The 17,290-nt window shown below is 63.2% G+C and carries 18 protein-coding genes; 1 reads left to right on the top strand and 17 read right to left on the bottom strand.

The window, feature by feature from the left end; genetic code table 11:
- Positions 1–46 precede the first annotated feature (46 nt).
- From ACTJLB_RS30245 to ACTJLB_RS30200, 10 genes are all read right to left on the bottom strand, one after another.
- Entirely contained in the window at positions 47–796 is a 750-nt protein-coding gene (locus tag ACTJLB_RS30245) for an ABC transporter ATP-binding protein (protein ID WP_440785417.1), read from the bottom strand.
- 9 nt (positions 797–805) lie between these two features.
- A complete protein-coding gene (locus tag ACTJLB_RS30240) occupies positions 806–1,588 on the bottom strand; it encodes an ABC transporter permease (protein WP_440785416.1) in 783 nt (260 codons plus the stop codon).
- Positions 1,589–1,648: 60 nt separating this feature from the next.
- Complete coding sequence (locus tag ACTJLB_RS30235; protein WP_440785415.1) at positions 1,649–2,548, bottom strand: glycosyltransferase family 2 protein; 900 nt, start codon at positions 2,546–2,548, stop codon at positions 1,649–1,651.
- A gap of 2 nt (positions 2,549–2,550) precedes the next feature.
- Positions 2,551–3,537, bottom strand: a complete 987-nt coding sequence (gene rfaD, locus ACTJLB_RS30230) for an ADP-glyceromanno-heptose 6-epimerase (protein ID WP_440785414.1) — start codon at positions 3,535–3,537, stop codon at positions 2,551–2,553.
- 31 nt (positions 3,538–3,568) lie between these two features.
- Positions 3,569–4,564 carry a D-glycero-beta-D-manno-heptose-7-phosphate kinase gene (gene rfaE1 / locus ACTJLB_RS30225; protein WP_440785413.1) on the bottom strand — a complete coding sequence of 332 codons (996 nt, stop codon included), beginning with the start codon at positions 4,562–4,564 and terminating at the stop codon, positions 3,569–3,571.
- Between the two features lie 54 nt (positions 4,565–4,618).
- On the bottom strand, positions 4,619–5,518 hold the full coding sequence (gene rfbD, locus ACTJLB_RS30220; RefSeq protein WP_440785411.1) for a dTDP-4-dehydrorhamnose reductase: 900 nt from the start codon (positions 5,516–5,518) through the stop codon (positions 4,619–4,621).
- Positions 5,511–6,062: a dTDP-4-dehydrorhamnose 3,5-epimerase gene (gene rfbC / locus ACTJLB_RS30215; protein WP_440785410.1), complete on the bottom strand. Its 552-nt coding sequence runs from the start codon at positions 6,060–6,062 to the stop codon at positions 5,511–5,513. The genes rfbD and rfbC overlap by 8 nt, the downstream gene beginning before the upstream one ends.
- Positions 6,047–6,940, bottom strand: coding sequence for a glucose-1-phosphate thymidylyltransferase RfbA (gene rfbA, locus ACTJLB_RS30210; protein WP_440785454.1), 894 nt, complete (start codon positions 6,938–6,940; stop codon positions 6,047–6,049). The genes rfbC and rfbA overlap by 16 nt, the downstream gene beginning before the upstream one ends.
- A gap of 10 nt (positions 6,941–6,950) precedes the next feature.
- Entirely contained in the window at positions 6,951–8,012 is a 1,062-nt protein-coding gene (rfbB, locus tag ACTJLB_RS30205; RefSeq protein ID WP_440785409.1) for a dTDP-glucose 4,6-dehydratase, read from the bottom strand.
- Between the two features lie 407 nt (positions 8,013–8,419).
- Positions 8,420–9,331, bottom strand: coding sequence for a GDP-mannose 4,6-dehydratase (locus ACTJLB_RS30200; RefSeq protein ID WP_440785408.1), 912 nt, complete (start codon positions 9,329–9,331; stop codon positions 8,420–8,422).
- Between the two features lie 203 nt (positions 9,332–9,534).
- Here ACTJLB_RS30200 and ACTJLB_RS30195 point away from each other — a divergent pair, with 203 nt between their 5' ends.
- The gene (locus ACTJLB_RS30195; protein WP_440785407.1) at positions 9,535–10,419 is read left to right on the top strand and encodes a symmetrical bis(5'-nucleosyl)-tetraphosphatase; all 885 of its coding nucleotides are present in this window, start codon (positions 9,535–9,537) and stop codon (positions 10,417–10,419) included.
- Positions 10,420–10,431: 12 nt separating this feature from the next.
- Here ACTJLB_RS30195 and ACTJLB_RS30190 read toward each other — a convergent pair whose 3' ends face one another.
- From ACTJLB_RS30190 to ACTJLB_RS30160, 7 genes are all read right to left on the bottom strand, one after another.
- Positions 10,432–11,271: a lysophospholipid acyltransferase family protein gene (locus ACTJLB_RS30190; RefSeq protein WP_440785406.1), complete on the bottom strand. Its 840-nt coding sequence runs from the start codon at positions 11,269–11,271 to the stop codon at positions 10,432–10,434.
- A gap of 69 nt (positions 11,272–11,340) precedes the next feature.
- Entirely contained in the window at positions 11,341–12,621 is a 1,281-nt protein-coding gene (locus ACTJLB_RS30185) for a dihydroorotase (RefSeq protein WP_440785404.1), read from the bottom strand.
- A 93-nt stretch (positions 12,622–12,714) separates the two neighbouring features.
- Positions 12,715–13,740, bottom strand: a complete 1,026-nt coding sequence (locus tag ACTJLB_RS30180; RefSeq protein ID WP_440785403.1) for an aspartate carbamoyltransferase catalytic subunit — start codon at positions 13,738–13,740, stop codon at positions 12,715–12,717.
- 86 nt (positions 13,741–13,826) lie between these two features.
- The gene (gene pyrR / locus ACTJLB_RS30175; RefSeq protein WP_020069824.1) at positions 13,827–14,366 is read right to left on the bottom strand and encodes a bifunctional pyr operon transcriptional regulator/uracil phosphoribosyltransferase PyrR; all 540 of its coding nucleotides are present in this window, start codon (positions 14,364–14,366) and stop codon (positions 13,827–13,829) included.
- Positions 14,353–14,793 carry a Holliday junction resolvase RuvX gene (gene ruvX / locus ACTJLB_RS30170; RefSeq protein ID WP_020069823.1) on the bottom strand — a complete coding sequence of 147 codons (441 nt, stop codon included), beginning with the start codon at positions 14,791–14,793 and terminating at the stop codon, positions 14,353–14,355. Before ruvX ends, pyrR begins: the two co-directional genes overlap by 14 nt.
- A gap of 10 nt (positions 14,794–14,803) precedes the next feature.
- On the bottom strand, positions 14,804–15,382 hold the full coding sequence (locus tag ACTJLB_RS30165; RefSeq protein ID WP_020069822.1) for a YqgE/AlgH family protein: 579 nt from the start codon (positions 15,380–15,382) through the stop codon (positions 14,804–14,806).
- A gap of 264 nt (positions 15,383–15,646) precedes the next feature.
- Positions 15,647–17,056 carry a hypothetical protein gene (locus ACTJLB_RS30160; RefSeq protein WP_440785401.1) on the bottom strand — a complete coding sequence of 470 codons (1,410 nt, stop codon included), beginning with the start codon at positions 17,054–17,056 and terminating at the stop codon, positions 15,647–15,649.
- Between the last annotated feature and the right edge of the window lie 234 nt (positions 17,057–17,290).

The raw sequence follows: 17,290 nt of genomic DNA, 5'->3' as shown, positions 1-17,290 counted from the left end.
GCGCCAGGCACGGCATGCGGACCCAGGCACGGAATGCCAGCGCATGTCAGCCAACCTGCTCTTCGTACGCAGCGACGACTTTCTCGACCGGACCGAACGCCCGCACGCGGCCGCCGTCCATCCAGAGCGCCTTGTTGCATACGCGTCGGATCTCTGAATTTGCGTGCATGGCCAGTACGACGATCTCGGCGCGGCTGTGCAGGTCGTACAGACGCTCTTGCGCCTTGTGCATGAACGCTGCATCGCCCACGCCCATGACTTCGTCGAGCAGCAGGATTTCGGCGTCCACGGCCGTCGACACAGCGAACGCGAGACGAACCCGCATCCCGCTCGAATAGGTGCGCAGCGGCAGATCGAGGTAATCGCCCAGCTCGCAGAACTGCACGATGCTTTCGGTCTTCGCCTTGATTTCCGTGTCCGTCATGCCGAGCAGCAGACCGCGCAGACGGATGTTCTGCATGCCGGTCGAGTTGTCGTCCATGCCGAGACTGATATCGAGTAGCGGCACGATCTTGCCGTTGCTTTCGACTGTGCCGCGCGTCGGCGTGTAGATGCCCGCCATGGTGCGCAGCAGCGTCGACTTGCCCGCGCCGTTGCGGCCGATCAAACCGATGCGGTCGCCGGCTTCAAAACGCAGATCGACATTGTCGAGCGCCTTGACGACGACGACGCCGTCGCTGTCTTCGGCGATCGTGTTGCGGCGACCCATGCGAAGAACCTGCTTCTTGAGCGAGCGGCCCTGCACGTCGTAGATGGGCAGGTCCAGACATGCACCTTTGAGTTCAATAAATGCCACAGTGCTCTCCTAGACCCAATACGGAATGCGTTTGAGATAGCGCCCGGTCATAGCCAGCGCAAAAGTCCAGCCCACGACCGCAAGACCGAGCGCGACGAACCACGTCGTCGGTGACGGCATCTGTCCGATCAGCGGTGCGCGGACCAGTTCGATCAGATGGGCGAGCGGATTCAGTTCGACAATAAACGAAAACCGCTTGAGCGAATCGGGGCGATAGATGATCGGCGTCACGTAGAACGCAATCTGGACCAGCGCCGAAATGATCTGCGGCAAATCGCGGAACCGTGCCGACACCAGACCTGCGAGCATTGCGACCCACAGCGCATTGGCGAGGTAAAGCAGCAGCGCCGGAATGAAGACGGGCAGCACCGCCCAGTCCTTCACGCCATAGACGGCGAGCAGGATCAGCACGATGATGAAGTTGTGGGCAAGAATGACGAGGTTGCGCCACATGACTTGGAAGACGTAAATCAGCTTCGGCGTGGCCGCCTGGCGGATATAGGTCGCGCTGTTGATGTAGGCGATGCTGCCTTCCTGCACCGTCTGCGCGAACATCGTCCACATCACGAGGCTGATCGCCAGAAACGGCAGATAGTCGCTCATCTTCTGGCCGAACAGCGAGCCGTACACCACGCCGATCGAGCCGATCATGACCCCCATACTGATGGTCAGCCAGAACGGCCCCACACGCGAGCGCGCATAGCGCTGACGGATTTCAAGCCAGCCGAGCAACGTCCACAACCGGTAGGACGCCATACTCTGCTTCAGGTCTGCAAATATCAAGTTGAACATAGCTATAGTCGAGGGAGTTCACTGCCCGCGTAAGCGTGTCTGCTTCGCGAGGCCTATCTATCAACGCGCGGAATCAAGCGGGCCGCTGCGGCCCCTCAGTCCGTGCCATAAACCAAGCAACGCCATCCCAAGATGGCGCCGGCGAGGTTTGAGCCAGATACCATATATCGCCAAGCGAAACGGCAGCTTCAGCAGCTCGTTCGCCTTCCATTTCCACGGAATGTACCGTCTCTTCATCAGTTCGACGGCATTCCTGAACAAGTAGTAGTGACGCATCGGTGAATGGCTGGGATAGCTTCGTCCCAGTATGTTCACCGGTTCGCCGCCCAGTTTGTGAGCCAGCCGCAGCCAAGGCGCGCCCACGACGCTATAACCTGCGGCGCTGGCCCGAATGCACCATTCAAGATCGACGAAATCGATGAACAGCGAATCGTCCATCGGACCGATCTCCGGCCACACGTCCAGATTCACACACGACCCCGACGTGATCAGGAAATCGACGTCGATCAAGTTCTTGCCGTCTGCCGCGACGCGCTGCAAGGCGGGAAACCCGAAACGGACGAACGGCGCGATCCCGCCCAGACGAACGTCCTCATAGGCCGGCCCGATCAGCGCCACACGATGTCCGGCTTCGACTTCGCGCGACAGCACGGCCGGCAACTCGCGGAGCAGATGCACGGAGGGTTCGCTGTCCTGATCGAACAGCAACACGCTGCGGCAACCTGCGCGCCGCACCTGCTCCACGCCCTGATTGAGCGCGGTCGCAATGCCGAGATTGGCGCCGTTCGCGATGTACGCGATCCCCGGCTTCAGCCCTAGGTCTTCTGCCGTACGCACGCGCTCGGTGTTGTCGACCACCACGCATTGGCCAAAATCGACCAGTCGATTGGCTCGCTCGATACAGGCATCGTCGGGGTGATAGAAAACCACGACGATGCCAGGCTGTAACTGCGCCGACACCGTTACCGCGCCAGCCAACGTACGTAACGATCGACGCCTTCCTGAACCGTCAGGAACGGCGCGTCGTAGCCCGCCGCGCGCAGCTTGGTGAGATCGGCTTGCGTGAAGCACTGATACTTGCCGCGCAGCGCGTCCGGGAATGGCACGTACTCGATTAACCCTTCTTTCACCTGCTCGTCGAGCGTCATCGCCGGCTTGCCTTCCATCGCGCGCAGCGTGTTGATCGCACTCATCGCGATATCGTTGAATGGCTGCGCGCGGCCACTGCCGAGGTTGAAGATGCCGCTCTTTTCCGGATGCTCGAAGAAGAACAGGTTGACCTTTACCACGTCTTCCGCGGAGACGAAATCGCGCGTCTGCTCGCCGGGCGCGTAGCCGTTGTACTCGCCGAACAGCTTCACGCGGCCTTCCGCGCGGAGCTGGTTGAAGTTATGGAATGCCACCGACGCCATGCGGCCCTTGTGCGCCTCGCGCTGGCCGTACACGTTAAAGTAGCGGAAGCCCGCGATCTGGCTTTGCGCCGTCGGCAGCACGCGGCGGATCACCTGGTCAAACAGGAACTTCGAATAGCCGTAGACGTTTAGCGGCGCTTCCACTTCGCGCTCTTCGACGAAGCGCGCCGAGCCGCCGTAAATCGCCGCCGACGACGCGTACAGGAACTGCGCCCGCTGCGCCTGGCACGCGTCCAGCACCGCGCGGCTGAAGCGGAAGTTGTTGTCCATCATGTAGCGGCCGTCGGTTTCCATCGTGTCCGAACAGGCGCCTTCGTGGAACACCGCGCGCACCTTGCCGAAGTCGCCGCGCGTAAAGCGCTCGACGAATTCGGTCTTGTCGAGGTAGTCGTCGATTTCGCAATCGACGAGATTCCTGAATTTGTCGGCACGCGTGAGATTGTCGACGGCAATGATGCGGTCTTCGCCGCGCTCGTTCAGCGCCTTGACTATGTTGCTGCCGATGAAGCCGGCCGCGCCGGTCACAATGATGGTCATAGTTTTCTTGGGTTCGTTCAGGACAAAGCGGTCAGACCGCTGCTTCGTCGGCGAACACGTCGTGGTAGGAGATGGGCGAGGTGCCTACCCGGCTGACAACCACGCCTGCCGCGCGATTGGCGTAGCCAACGGCGTCGAGCAGCGGCACCCCCGCGCCCAGCATGGCCGCGACTGTGCCGATGACCGTGTCACCGGCGCCGGAAACGTCGAACACTTCGCGCGCGGCCGTAGGAACGTGCACGGGATCGTGTTCGGTGAAGAGCGTCATGCCCTCCTCGGACCGCGTGAGCAGCAAGTTTTCGATGCTGAGCGATTTGCGCAGTTGCGTCACGCGCGCGGTCAAATCCGCTTCGGACGACCACGCGCCGATCACGTCGCGCAGTTCCGCGCGATTCGGAGTAATCAGGCTCGCGCCGCTATAGCGCTCCCAGTCGCTACCCTTCGGATCGATCAGCACCGGCTTGTTGAGACGGCGCGCCGTCGCAATCATGCTGGAAACGTGTGTCAACCCGCCCTTCGCGTAGTCCGAGAGCAGCACGATGCGCGAGTGCTCGACCATGGCGTCGAAGCGCGCGAGGCCGGCGAGTAGGATTTCTTTCGTCGGCGTTTCCTCGAAGTCGATGCGCACCAATTGCTGCTGCCGGGCGATGACGCGCAGCTTGATGATCGTCGAGATCGAACGGTCGCGTTCGGCGCATGCCTTGACGTTGCTTTCAGTGAGCAGGGTCATGAGCCGCTCACCCGGTTCGTCCATTCCCACCACGCATAGCAACGCGGCGTCGGCGCCCAGTCCCGCGATGTTGCAGGCGACGTTCGCCGCACCGCCTAGCCGCTCTTCGCTGCGCTGCACGTGCACGACGGGAACCGGCGCTTCAGGCGAAATGCGATTCACGTCGCCGAACCAGTAGCGGTCGAGCATCACGTCGCCCACCACCAGCACCGAAGCGTCGGCGAGCCGCTCGCGCGAAACTGTTGGAAGCGAGTGTTCCAGTTTCGGTCTGATCACGACGCTTTCAATGACGGACATAGGCTTCCGGGGGAAAGAGGAATCGCTGCACAGGGCGCTGAATGCGCCTGGCCCTTACTGCATGCACAACGTCAGCGCCTCACGCCAGTCCGGCGCACGCACGCCAAACGCCGCAGCAAACTTGTCGTTGGAGATGCGGGAGTTGGCCGGACGCGTTGCCGGAGTCGGATACGATGATGCGGGAATGGGCTTGACGACGGGCCGCTTCGCGAGCGACGACAGTTCGAAGATCGCCTCGGCAAATCCGTGCCACGATGTCGCGCCACCCGCCGTCAGATGATAGACACCCGACTGTTGCGCCCACCACTGACCGCGCTCCCCGGCACGCGTCGCCTGCACGAGCACGTGAGCGGTCAACGCAGCGATCGTACGCGACCACGTCGGCGCACCAATCTGATCGGCGATGACGCTGAGTTCGTCGCGTTCCGCCCCTAGCTTGAGCATCGTCAACAGAAAGTTCTTGCCGCGCGTGCCGTACACCCAGCTCGTGCGCAGGATCAGGTGATCGCAACCGCTGGCCCCGATCTCGTGCTCGCCTTCGAGCTTGGTCTTGCCATAGACGTTCTGGGGATTGACCGAATCGGTCTCGACATAAGGCGTGTCCTTCGTACCGTCGAACACGTAGTCCGTCGAGTAGTGGACGAGCGCGGCACCCAAGCGTTTCGCTTCTTCTGCGAGCAGGGCAGGCGCCCGCACGTTCAGGCGCTGCGCACCTTCGAGGTCGCTTTCCGCCTTATCCACCGCCGTATAAGCGGCCGGATTGACAATGATCGTCGGCTTCACCTCGCGCACGACGCGACGAATCGCGTCCGGACTACCGAGATCCAGCGCAGCACGATCAAGCCCCACCACGCGCCCGAGCCCCTGCAGCGAGCGCAGCAGCTCATACCCGACCTGACCGTTGACACCCGTCACGAGAATGGTGGCTTGCTGATCCATCACACCCTTACGCATAGACTTCCGCTTCGGCGAGCGTTTTCCCCGCCGCATCTTTCGCCGCAAGCAGCGGCTCGAGATCGACAGGCCATTCGATACCGATGTCCGGATCGTTCCACACGATGCTGCGCTCGTGCTCCGGGAACCAGTAGTCCGTCGTCTTATAGAGGAACTGTGCGGACTCCGACAGCACCACAAAACCATGTGCAAAGCCAGGCGGCACCCACAGCTGCCGATGATTCTCCATCGACAACGTCACGCCCAGCCACTTCCCAAAATTCGGCGAACTCCTGCGAATATCCACGGCAACGTCGAACACTTCGCCCTCGACCACACGCACGAGCTTTCCCTGCGCATGTTGAATCTGATAATGCAGACCGCGCAGAACACCTTTCGCGGAGCGCGAATGATTGTCCTGCACGAACGTCACGCCGCTATGCACGTGCTCCGCGAACTCGACGGCATTGAAGCTCTCGTAGAAATAGCCGCGCGCATCGCCGAATACCTTCGGCTCGATGATCTTGACTTCGGGCAGCACCGTAGCGGTTACTTGGATGGCCATGCAACTTGATCCGTAAGAATGTTTTGCAGATACTTGCCGTAGGCGTTCTTCGCGAGCGGCGCGGCGAGCGCCAGCAACTGCTCGGCGCCGATCCAGTGCTGGCGGTACGCAATTTCCTCGGGACATGCGACCACGAGACCTTGGCGCTTCTGCAACGTCGCGATGAAGGTGGCGGCTTCGATCAGCGAATCATGCGTGCCCGTGTCGAGCCACGCATAACCGCGCCCCATGATCTCGACGTTGAGCGCGGCATTGGCGAGATAACGCGAATTGACGTCGGTAATTTCCAGCTCGCCGCGCGGCGACGGCTTGGTGTCCGCCGCGATGTCGCATACCTGCTTGTCGTAGAAGTACAGGCCCGTGACCGCATAATTCGAACGCGGTTTGGTGGGCTTTTCCTCGATCGACAATGCACGGAACTGCTGGTCGAACTCGACGACGCCGTAGCGTTCCGGGTCGTGCACGTGGTACGCGAACACGGTCGCGCCTTCGGCCTGATTGTTTGCACGCTCGAGCTGCTTTGCGAGGTCGTGGCCGTAGAAAATGTTGTCGCCGAGAATCAGCGCCGACGGGTCGTTGCCCACGAACTCGCGGCCAATGATGAACGCTTGCGCGAGACCGTCCGGAGAAGGCTGAACCGCGTACTGAATGTTCATGCCCCACTGGCTGCCGTCGCCGAGCATCGCTTCGAAGCGCGGTGTGTCCTGCGGCGTAGAGATGATCAGCACGTCGCGAATGCCCGCCACCATCAGCGTGGAGAGCGGGTAATAGATCATCGGCTTGTCGTAGACAGGCAGCAACTGCTTCGAGACGACATGCGTGATCGGATAGAGCCGGGTGCCCGAACCGCCCGCGAGAATAATGCCTTTGCGCGCCATTGCCGTGCCCTTACGCGCGTTGCGCGTAGTTGGTCTCAACCCACTTCCGGTAGTCTCCCGAAGCGACTTCGTCAGACCACGCCTGATTGTCGAGATACCACTGCACCGTCTTTGCAAGACCCGTTTCAAACGTTTCCGCCGGCTTCCAGCCGAGTTCGCGTTCGAGCTTGCGAGCGTCGATCGCATAACGGCGGTCGTGGCCCGGGCGGTCCTTCACGTAGGTGATCTGGTCGCGGTACGAACCGCCCGCCTTCGGGCGCAGGCGATCGAGCAGATCGCACAGCGTGTGCACGACGTCGAGGTTCTTCTTCTCGTTCCAGCCGCCGATGTTGTACGTCTCGCCCGGCGTGCCGCGCGCGAGCACTTCGCGGATCGCGCTGCAATGGTCGCCGACATACAGCCAGTCGCGCACGTTCTGACCGTCGCCATAAACGGGCAACGGTTTGCCGCCGAGCGCGTTGGCGATCATCAGCGGAATCAGCTTTTCGGGGAACTGGTACGGACCGTAGTTGTTCGAGCAGTTTGTAGTGAGCGTGGGCAAGCCGTACGTGTGATGGTAGGCGCGCACCAAATGGTCGGAGCCAGCCTTGGTCGCGGAGTAAGGGCTGTTCGGCGCGTACGGCGTGGTCTCGGAGAATTGCGGATCGGTAGCGGAAAGCGAGCCAAAGACTTCGTCGGTTGAGACATGCAGGAAGCGGAATGCGGCCTTGTCTGCGTCGCCAAGCGTGTTCCAGTAGCTTCGCGCGGCTTCGAGCAGCGTGAACGTGCCGACCACGTTGGTCTGCACGAAATCGGCCGGGCCGTGAATCGAACGGTCCACGTGGCTTTCGGCCGCAAAGTGCAGCACAGCGCGCGGCTTGTGCTCGGCGAAGAGCGCGTCCATTGCGGCGCGGTCGCAAATATCCGCGCGCACGAACACGTGCCGGGGATTGTCCTGTTGCGACTTGAGCGTGCCGAGATTGCCGGCATAGGTCAGCTTGTCTACATTCAGCACCGCTTCGTCCGACGTATTCAGCCAGTCGAGCACGAAATTGGCGCCGATAAAGCCGGCACCGCCCGTTACCAGGATCATGTAATTCCCTTCCAGATGTTGGCGATAGCCCCGGCATTGATTCGCCGTCCCGCTCGCCCCGCGTTGTGGAGTCCAATTAATTCGCCGCCCGCTGCCAGCGCACAGCAGGCAGACGCTCAGACGCCGATCTTATGAACCCCAGATTATATAGCTGCACGGAACAAAAACGAGAATCCTAACAGCTTGAAACAGCTTGACGTCTGTCGTCGGGTATATTTTGCCGAAGTCGCGTGCCAAACATCGCATTTACCGCATCACCACCGCGCGCACAACACGAGGTCTAGACGCGACCTCCTCACTACGCACAGCGGCGTGATCGGGAACGGGGTCGAAGGGGGAACGGGTGTATGCCGCGCCGCTTCCAGGCCCGGTGGAGTTGAAGCACACGGAGCGCCCGCTTCACGCGCTCAGGCCGCAAGCATCCAGCGCAGCGTATCGATGAATGGGATGGCTTGCACCTCGGGCACTAACGAGCGCAGCTTCGCGGGCGAACCGGCGAGCACTTTGACATCGGTTTGCCGGACGAAAGCGGGATTGATGTGCACTTGCAACTCATGGCCGGTCAGGTCGCTTGCGGCCGACAGAATCTCGCGCAACGTATAGGGCGTGCCAGTGCACACGTTCACGGTCTCGGAGGCGGCCTCGGAATCGAGCAGCGCCTCGTAAGCGCTCGCCACGTAGCGCACGTCGGAAAAATCCCGTGCAATATCGATATTGCCGAGTTCAATAGAGGGCTCGCGCCGCGCGAAGTGCTCGACGATCTTCGGTACGAGGAAGTTCGACGCCTGTCCGCGGCCCGTGTAGTTGAACGGACGCACGATCAGGATAGGCAGCCGGTCGAACCAGGTGTGCACCATCGTTTCCATGGCCGCCTTGCTGGCCGCGTAGTGATTGACCGGCGTGAGCGGAAAGCTTTCGTCGATCGCATCGCTCGTCACGTTGCCATACACATTGGCGCTGCTCGCAATCAGCACCTTGCGCGGCGAATGGCCGGTCGCCGCACACGCCTCCAGAAGGTTCAGCGTGCCGATCACGTTGACGCGGTAGAAGTCGAGCGGATCGTCGTGACCGACAAAGCTGATCGCAGCGAGATGAACGATAAAGTGGGGCCGCGCCGTTTCGATCACGCGCCGGCAGTTTTCGGGCGAGGTGATATCGAGCCTCAAACGCGTGGGCGTTTCCCGCTCGCCGCGGCCGGCGAAGGTTTCGATCACGGTATGGCCGCGACCAAGCAGGTTATCGACCAGATAGCGGCCCGTGAAGCCGCTCGCCCCGGTGACGAGCGTGCGGACCCGTTGCTTCGCATGGGAAGACGACATGCTTTCTCCGTTCACGAGAGTCATCTTGTTGTGATGCAATATCGCGCCGGTCGTTCATTGCGTGCCACGACAACAGCGGCAGTGCGAGCGTGGCGCGATACCGGCGCTTCAAACGGGCTATTATGTCACGCTCGCTTGCTGCATTGCCCAACGCGGCACGCTCCGTGCGCCGCCGCGTGTATCGAACCGCAAACATTCCCTCGATGACACCCTCCACCGCGCCTTCATCCCCTTCGTCAGTTTTGCAGCAGCAACCCGTGCCTCTGGCCTTCGGCGATCTGCAAGGATGCCGCACGCCTTTCCAGCGACTGCTCGCGAAGGCCGCGCCGCCAGCCGGCACGCCACTATGGTTCGCGGGCGATCTGATTAACCGCGGCGCCGAATCGCTTGCCACGCTGCGCGACATCATCGCGCTCGGCGATCGCGCGGTGCCGGTGCTGGGCAATCATGATCTGCATCTGCTCTCGGTGTCGGCGGGAATTCGCAAGTCCAAAAAGGGCGATACGATCGACGACATTCTGGCCGCGCCCGATGCCGCCGATCTGCTCGATTGGGTCCGTCACCGCCCTATCGCGCATTTCGAGAACGGCATGCTGATGGTGCATGCGGGCGTGGTGCCGCAATGGGACGTGAGCCTCACGCTCGAACTGGCCGACGAATTGCAGCGGGCGCTGCGCGAGCCGAACTGGAAGGAGACGCTCGCGGGCCTGTATGGCAACGAGCCGAGCCTATGGACGCCGAACCTGAAGGGCATCGAACGGCTGCGCGTCACGTGCAGCGCGTTGACGCGCGTGCGCTTCTGCAATGCGGAAGGCGCGATGGACTTCAGCAGCAGCGGCGGCCTGAACGCCGCGCCGCCCGGCTGCATGCCCTGGTTCGACGTGCCGTGGCGCAAGACTGCGAACGTGACCGTGGTGTTCGGCCATTGGGCGGCGCTAGGGCTGATGTTGCGCGACAACCTGATCGGACTCGACTCTGGCTGCGTGTGGGGCGAAAAGCTGTCAGCGGTGCGGCTCGCGCAGAATCCGGGGCAGCGCACACTCACTCAGGTCCAATGCGACAACTGCCGGTCGAGCGGGGGCAATTAGGCGGTACGGGATCTAGACGCCTGGCGAGCGGGCCGAGCTGTCGGCGGGTTCAATCATTGTTTCGGCGGATGCGGACGATTCCGCCTGCTCCACGACGAGCGCGCCGCTTGTTGCCGCACCGCCCTGCATCTCCCGCAGCGCCGCTTCGATCACGCCTTGCGCTTGCGCCGCCAACGCACGGCGGTCCGCGCCCGCCGCAAGCGGCGCACACACGTACACATGTGCGGTCAACGGCCCGCCGCGCAGCAGCATATCTAGCGAGTCCGCGAGCGAGACATCGTCGATATAGGCAGGCGCCGTGGACTGCCGGCCGTGCGCGTCTTCGTACATGATGCAAAGCGGCTGCACCGGCGCTGCGGCCGACACCGCCGCCTGAAACATATTCGCGTGAAACGGCAGCAGCGCGAGGCCATTGGACGTCGTGCCTTCCGGAAACACGCACATCAGCTCGCCCGCGCTCAAACGGTCGGACAGCTCATGCATGATCCGCTTTGCGTCGCTGCGCTTCTCGCGCTGTATGAACACGGTGTCCAGTTGCTGCGCGAGCCAGCCGACCAACGGCCATTGGCGGATCTCAGCCTTAGACACGAACGGGGTGGGCCGCCACGCATTGATCACATAGATATCGATCCATGAGATGTGATTGGCCACGACCAGTGCACCGCGATCGAGCCGTGCGCCGTCGTTATGCACGACGAGCCGCATGCCGCACAGGCGCAGCATCTTGAGCGACCATTCGCGGTTGAGCGCGTGACGCCGGTCCGCGTCAGCTTTCGGAAAGCGCGTCGCCACGATCCACATGCCATGCAGCAGATGCGCGATGAGACGAGCCTTGCGTAACGCGAGCTTCATGTTCGGAGCTTTCCGTTGTGGGTCGATGCGAAATCCAGACTGACCAATGCGTGAGCCATGCCGGGCACGTTAGCGCTGCTCGAATGCGACGCGGCCCGCCACGATGGTCGCGCGAACGCGAGCCGGCAATTCGTAACCGAGAAACGGCGTGTTATGCCCTTGGCTCTTCAACGCACGCGGCTCGACGCGCCAATGCGCGTGACGGTCGAACACGCAGAGGTCGGCCACGCTGCCTACCGCAACGCTGCCCGCCGCTTGCAGATCGAGCACGGCGGCTGGCGCCGCGGTGATGCGGTTGAGCGCTTTTGCAAGCGGCACACCGGCTTCGTCGGCCCACTTCACCGTTAGCGACAGAAACAGTTCGAGGCCGGTAGCGCCCGGCGTGGCTTCGCCAAACGGCAGCAGCTTTTCGTCGTCATCGACCGGTGTGTGGTCGGAGCAGATCGCGTCGATGGTGCCGTCGACGAGACCCGCGCGGATCGCTTCGCGATCACGCTGCTGACGCAGCGGCGGGTCGAGCCGGAACTGCGCGTCGAAGTAGCCGATGTCGAGGTCGATCAGATGCACATGGTTCACGGTGACGTCGCACGAAACCGGCAAGCCCTCGGCCTTGGCCTCGCGCATGAGCGCGATGCCCGCCGCCGACGACACATGCGACAGATGCACCCGCGCGCCCGTCACACGCACGAGTTCGAAGATGGTATGCAGCGCGATCGTTTCCGCCGCGACAGGCACGCCGGAGAGGCCGAGCCGCGACGCCAGCGCGCCGCTCGCCGCCACGCCGCCCTTGCCGAGATAGGCATCCACGGGACGCAGCCACACCGTGTAGCCATAGGTTTTCGCGTATTGCAGCGCGCGCATCAGCACTTGCGTATCCACCACCGGCGAGTCGGCCTGCGAAAAACCGATGCAGCCAGCTTCCGTAAGTTCGACCATTTCGGTGATAACCTGGCCCTTCAGGCCGACCGTCAACGCACCGAGCGGATACACATGCGCCTGATCGAGATTACGGGCGCGGAACTTCAGCATTTCGACGAGACCGGGTTCGTCGAGCGTCGGATCCGTGTCCGGCGGACACACGAGGCTCGTCACGCCGCCAGCGAGCGCCGCGGCCATTTCCGATTCGAGCGTGGCCTTGTGTTCATAGCCCGGCTCGCGCAGACGCGCGGACAGGTCGACGAGACCGGGCGCGATATGCAGACCGCGCGCGTCGATGGTTTGCGTCGCCTCGAAACTGGTGGGCGCGTTGCCGAGCGCGACGATCTTGCCCGCCTCGATGAAAACGTCCTGCTGCTGTTCGGTACCCGCTGCCGGATCGATCAGCGTGCCGCCTTGAATATGAATCGTCATGCGCTACCTTAATGTTTCAGCCGGATTCGGCCAGGTTCTGCGTCGTCTGCCGCGCGTGCGTCGTTCTGGGTCCGCACGCATGCGTTTGCCGGATCAATCGTTATTTCCCGCGACAATCCCCATCACCGCCATGCGCACGGCGATGCCGAACGTCACCTGATTCAGAATCACGGATTGCGGACCGTCGGCCACCTGCGAATCGATTTCGACGCCGCGATTCATCGGGCCCGGGTGCATCACGATTGCATCGGGCTTGGCGAGCGCGAGCCGCTCGGGCGTCAGGCCCCAGCTCTTGAAATACTCCTGCGCCGAAGGCAGGAGCGCGCCGCTCATCCGCTCGTTCTGCAGACGCAGCATGATGATCACGTCGACGTCCTTCAGCCCTTCGTCGAGGTTGTGGAACACTCGCACACCCATTTGTTCGAGGCCGCCCGGCAGCAGCGTACGCGGGCCGATCGCGCGCACTTCGGGCACGCCGAGTGTGGTCAGCGCGTGAATGTCGGAGCGCGCGACGCGCGAATGCAGAATGTCGCCGACAATCGCCACACGCAGATTCGTGAAGTCCTTCTTGTAGTGGCGGATCGTGTACATGTCGAGCAGACCCTGAGTGGGATGCGCATGACGGCCGTCGCCGGCATTGATCACGTGCACGTGCGGTGCGCAGTGCTGGGCAATCAGATACGGCGCGCCGCTCGACGCATGACGCACGACGAACATGTCGGCGTGCATCGCCGACAGATTGTTGATCGTGTCGAGCAGCGATTCGCCCTTGCTCGTGGACGAAGCGTTGATGTTCAGATTCAGCACGTCGGCCGACAAACGTGTCGCCGCAATTTCAAATGTGGTGCGTGTGCGCGTCGAATTCTCGAAGAACAGATTGAAGACCGACTTGCCGCGCAGGAGCGGGACCTTCTTGACCTCGCGATCCGTCACGCTGACGAACTGGCTCGCCGTGTCGAGGATGTGGTTGACGATCGCCTTCGGCAAACCTTCAATCGATAACAGATGCTTGAGCTCCCCGTTTTTCGTGAGCTGCGGGTTGCCCCTCAGGAAGCCGTAGCGGAAGCGCTCGGTGGCGCTATCGACTTGGTCGTGAGAGGCCTGGTTCGCGGTGTTCATGAGTTACCTGCTGGAGATACGGACTTCAACGTGTGTGCGGCGGGCTGCGAGTCGCGGTGCGTGCGCATTCGCGCCCGATGCCGTGCTCAATCGGCGCGGGCTTCGGTGTGAAAGGTGAAACGCGGCTGGCCTGCGCTGCTCTCGTCGCGCGCGAGCACCAGCGTCGCGTCCGCGGGCACATCCACCACGCCGCCGACAAAGCGTGCCGCTACCGGCAACTCGCGCCCGCCGCGATCGGCGAGCACCGCCAGTTCGACAGCCGCCGGGCGGCCGTAGTCGTAGAGTTCATTGAGCGCTGCGCGGATCGTGCGGCCGGTGTACAGCACGTCGTCGACCAGCACGATGCGGCGGCCGTCGACGGAAAACGGCAGCGATGTCGGACTCGCCTGCGAATGCAGACCTTTCTTCGCGTAGTCGTCCCGATGCAGTGCGACATTCACGACGCCGAAACTCGGGAGCTTCAGATCATGCGCGAGCCGTTCGGCGAGCCACGCACCGCCGCTGTAAATGCCGGCGAGCACGGCGCCCTCGGCACCGTTTTGCGCCGCACCGAACTCGTCGCCGTAGGCGGCGCGAATCTGGTCGAGCAGCGCGCGATAAAGCGCTTCGGCGTCAATGGAACTCATGATTGTCGGAAAGTCCGTCTAGATATTGCTGAAGGATGATGCTGGCGGCTTCGGCGTCGAGCATGTCGGCACGGCCCTTGCCCTCGCGGATACCCGACTTTGCCTCGACCGACGAATAACGCTCGTCGATCCACGTGACGGGCAAATTGAAGCGGCCGTTCAACTGGTTTCCAAAGCGCTTGGCGAGTTGCGTCATTTCGTGCGGCGTGCCGTCCGGATGCATTGGCAAGCCGACGACGAGCGCGTCCGGCTTCCATTCGGCGATCAGTTTGCCGACCTCCGCGAAGCGAAATTCGCGGCTGCGATTCTGCACGATGACGAGCGGCCGCGCGCTCTTCGTCAGCGAATTGCCGACCGCCACGCCGATGCGCTTTTCACCGTAGTCGAACGCAAGCAGCGTCGCCTCACGTCCGGCCGGCAGGCTCATGCGGCGCCCCTCATGCGTGCCCCGCCTCGCCCGACAGCATGGACAGCGAAATGCCGAGCAGCGCCAGCGCGGCTTCGAGACGCTCTTCGGCCGGCACGTCGAACACGATTTTCGGATCGGCCTCGACCGTCAGCCAGCCGTTTTTCGAAATCTCTTCTTCGAGCTGACCCGCGCCCCAGCCGGCATGACCGAGCGTGAGCAGGAAACGTTCGGGCCCGGTGCCGCTGGCAACCGCCTCAAGCACGTCTTTTGACGTGGTCATCTCAAGACCGCCGGGCACCGACATGGACGACGTATAAGTGTTGCCGTCTTTCGGGTCGTGCAGCACGAAGCCGCGCTCGGTTTGCACCGGGCCGCCGAAATACACGGGAACATGAAGGAGAGGCTCGATTTCGAGCTTGAGGTCGATGCGACTGAAGAGCGCTTCCAGGTCGATATCGGTCGGCCGGTTGATCACGAGGCCGAGCGCGCCGCGCTCACTGTGATCGCAAAGGTAGACCACCGTTCCTGAAAACGTCGGATCGGCCATGTTGGGCATGGCGATCAGGAACTGGTTGGTCAGATTGATGCGATCGGTACTCTTGGACATAGTTCGGATTTTAGCAAAGACGGTGCAGGATGGCGGGCTTTGAGCGTGGATTGGCGACGCGAGTCATGGAGCGTGCCGCAAGCCATCGACGGCGATTCATGTTGCACTCTATCACGCACGCGGGCCTTGCCACGGTGCAGCTTGGGCCTGCGCGCTTGACTGCCTGGTAGCCCGCCTGGTTGCCTACTTCGTTGCCTGCTTCGTTGCCTGCGTAGTTGCGTACCTCATGCGCTCGCTGCGCGGCCCGGGCGCACGTGACGCCCGTTACGCGCCGCCCTGCTCGATCGCCCGCGTAAGCGCGCTCAGCGCCGCGCCGCTGGCCGGCGGCGCCACGCCCGCCGCCACCTTGTGCAGCGTGGCGCGCAATGCCTCGGCCGCGCCTTCCAGCGCACTGGCCGCGGGCGCGTCGACGATCACATGCGCACGCACCGCAGGCGTCGACACGCCGGCATGAGCGCGACGGCGCCAGGCGAGCCCCAGCGCATCGGCCAGCAGCGCGACATGGCCGAGACCGAGCGCGCAAGCTGCGGACCCGAGTCGGTACGCGGCGTCGCCCGCCTGGAGCGCTTCGCTCGGATCGGCCCTCTCAGGCTGATCCGCGGCGCGCGCATGTTCGGCGAGCGCGGAGATGGCCGCGTCGGCCGTCTGCAGAAAATCTTCGTACGCATGCGTGTTCACGCTCAGCACGCCCAGTTCGCGTGTCATGGAAGTGCGTGCGCTGAATGACTGCGCCTCCACGGCTCCGGCTTCCCAAAGCATTTCCGATGCCTGCGTGCCTGCCACGTGCCAATCGACCGTCAAGCCGTAATCGTGCAGCACCTCGACCTGGTCGGCATCTTCAGCGGCGGCGCCAAACAGTGCGTAATCGCGCCACAGCAGCGCGAGGGTAGCTCGCACCAGCGAGCGCTGCGCGCGCTCGATGCCGCGCGCATGGTCGGCTAGCGCGAGATTGCAGCGCGCGTAAAAACGCCGCGCGTCGGGCTCACCCGCCGCGCGTCCGCTGACCCGCAATGCACGGGCGCAGGCCTTGGCAAGACGCCAGAAGTCATAGGGATCGGGACCGGCGAGTTCGGTGAACACCGCGTCGAGTTCGTCGAGCGCGGCGTTGGTGGCCGCTCGCGCCGCCACGCTGCCGGTATCCGGCTGCGAGCGCAGCACCGGGAGCAGCGCGCGTTCATAGCGCGCACGCAGATGAGCCAGCTGCTCGGCCGACTGTGCATGAAACGAAACGGGCGGCACGGGCCGCGCGGTCAGCGCGAGGTCTTCGAAAGCCACCGGAGAAGCAGTTGGGTGTTCGCCGAGATCGGCACACAACTCGCGGTAATGACAAAAGAGCGTGGGCGAACAGGCGAGCTCGCGCAGATTGTGACGCTCGAGCGCCGCACGGAAGTCGCGCAGCGCGGCGCCAAACGCCGGCCGCACGTTATCGGCCTCGGCCGGATCGCCCGCGGCCAGCGGCGAAAGACGCACGAGCGCGTCGGCGAAACGCGTGGCACTCAGCCAGCCCGCGCTGCGCAGTGCGTGCGAGGCGCGCACCAGCGCGGTGGTGCAGCCGGTGTGCTGCTCGAACGCCAGCAGCGCTTCGGCTAGCGCAAGTTCCGCCGGGCGAACAGCGCCGCCGCGCGGGTTGGGCAATGCGTCGAAGGAAACAGGTGCTGCGGATCGAAGAGTCATGAGTTGGCGACGGAAAGTCGGCGGGCCGCCGATGGGCGCCGCGCGCAGACTGAGCGCCTAACGCGCGGACCGGCAACTGAACAATGACAAATGCGCGATGACTTCTGCACAGTGACACATGCAGAACGACCAATGCGCCATGACAGACTACGCAACGTCAACCTGCGGTTGGGACACGGCCAGCACGAGGACGTTCCGCCGCCATGCCACACCCCGGCGGGGCGACGCCGGCCG

It is taken from the genome of Paraburkholderia sp. 22098, from assembly GCF_052045935.1.
GTDB classification, from domain to species: Bacteria; Pseudomonadota; Gammaproteobacteria; order Burkholderiales; family Burkholderiaceae; genus Paraburkholderia; species Paraburkholderia caledonica.
The sequence above is the reverse complement of the archived record's forward strand: the minus strand, read 5'-3'. Positions and strand labels throughout refer to the sequence as shown.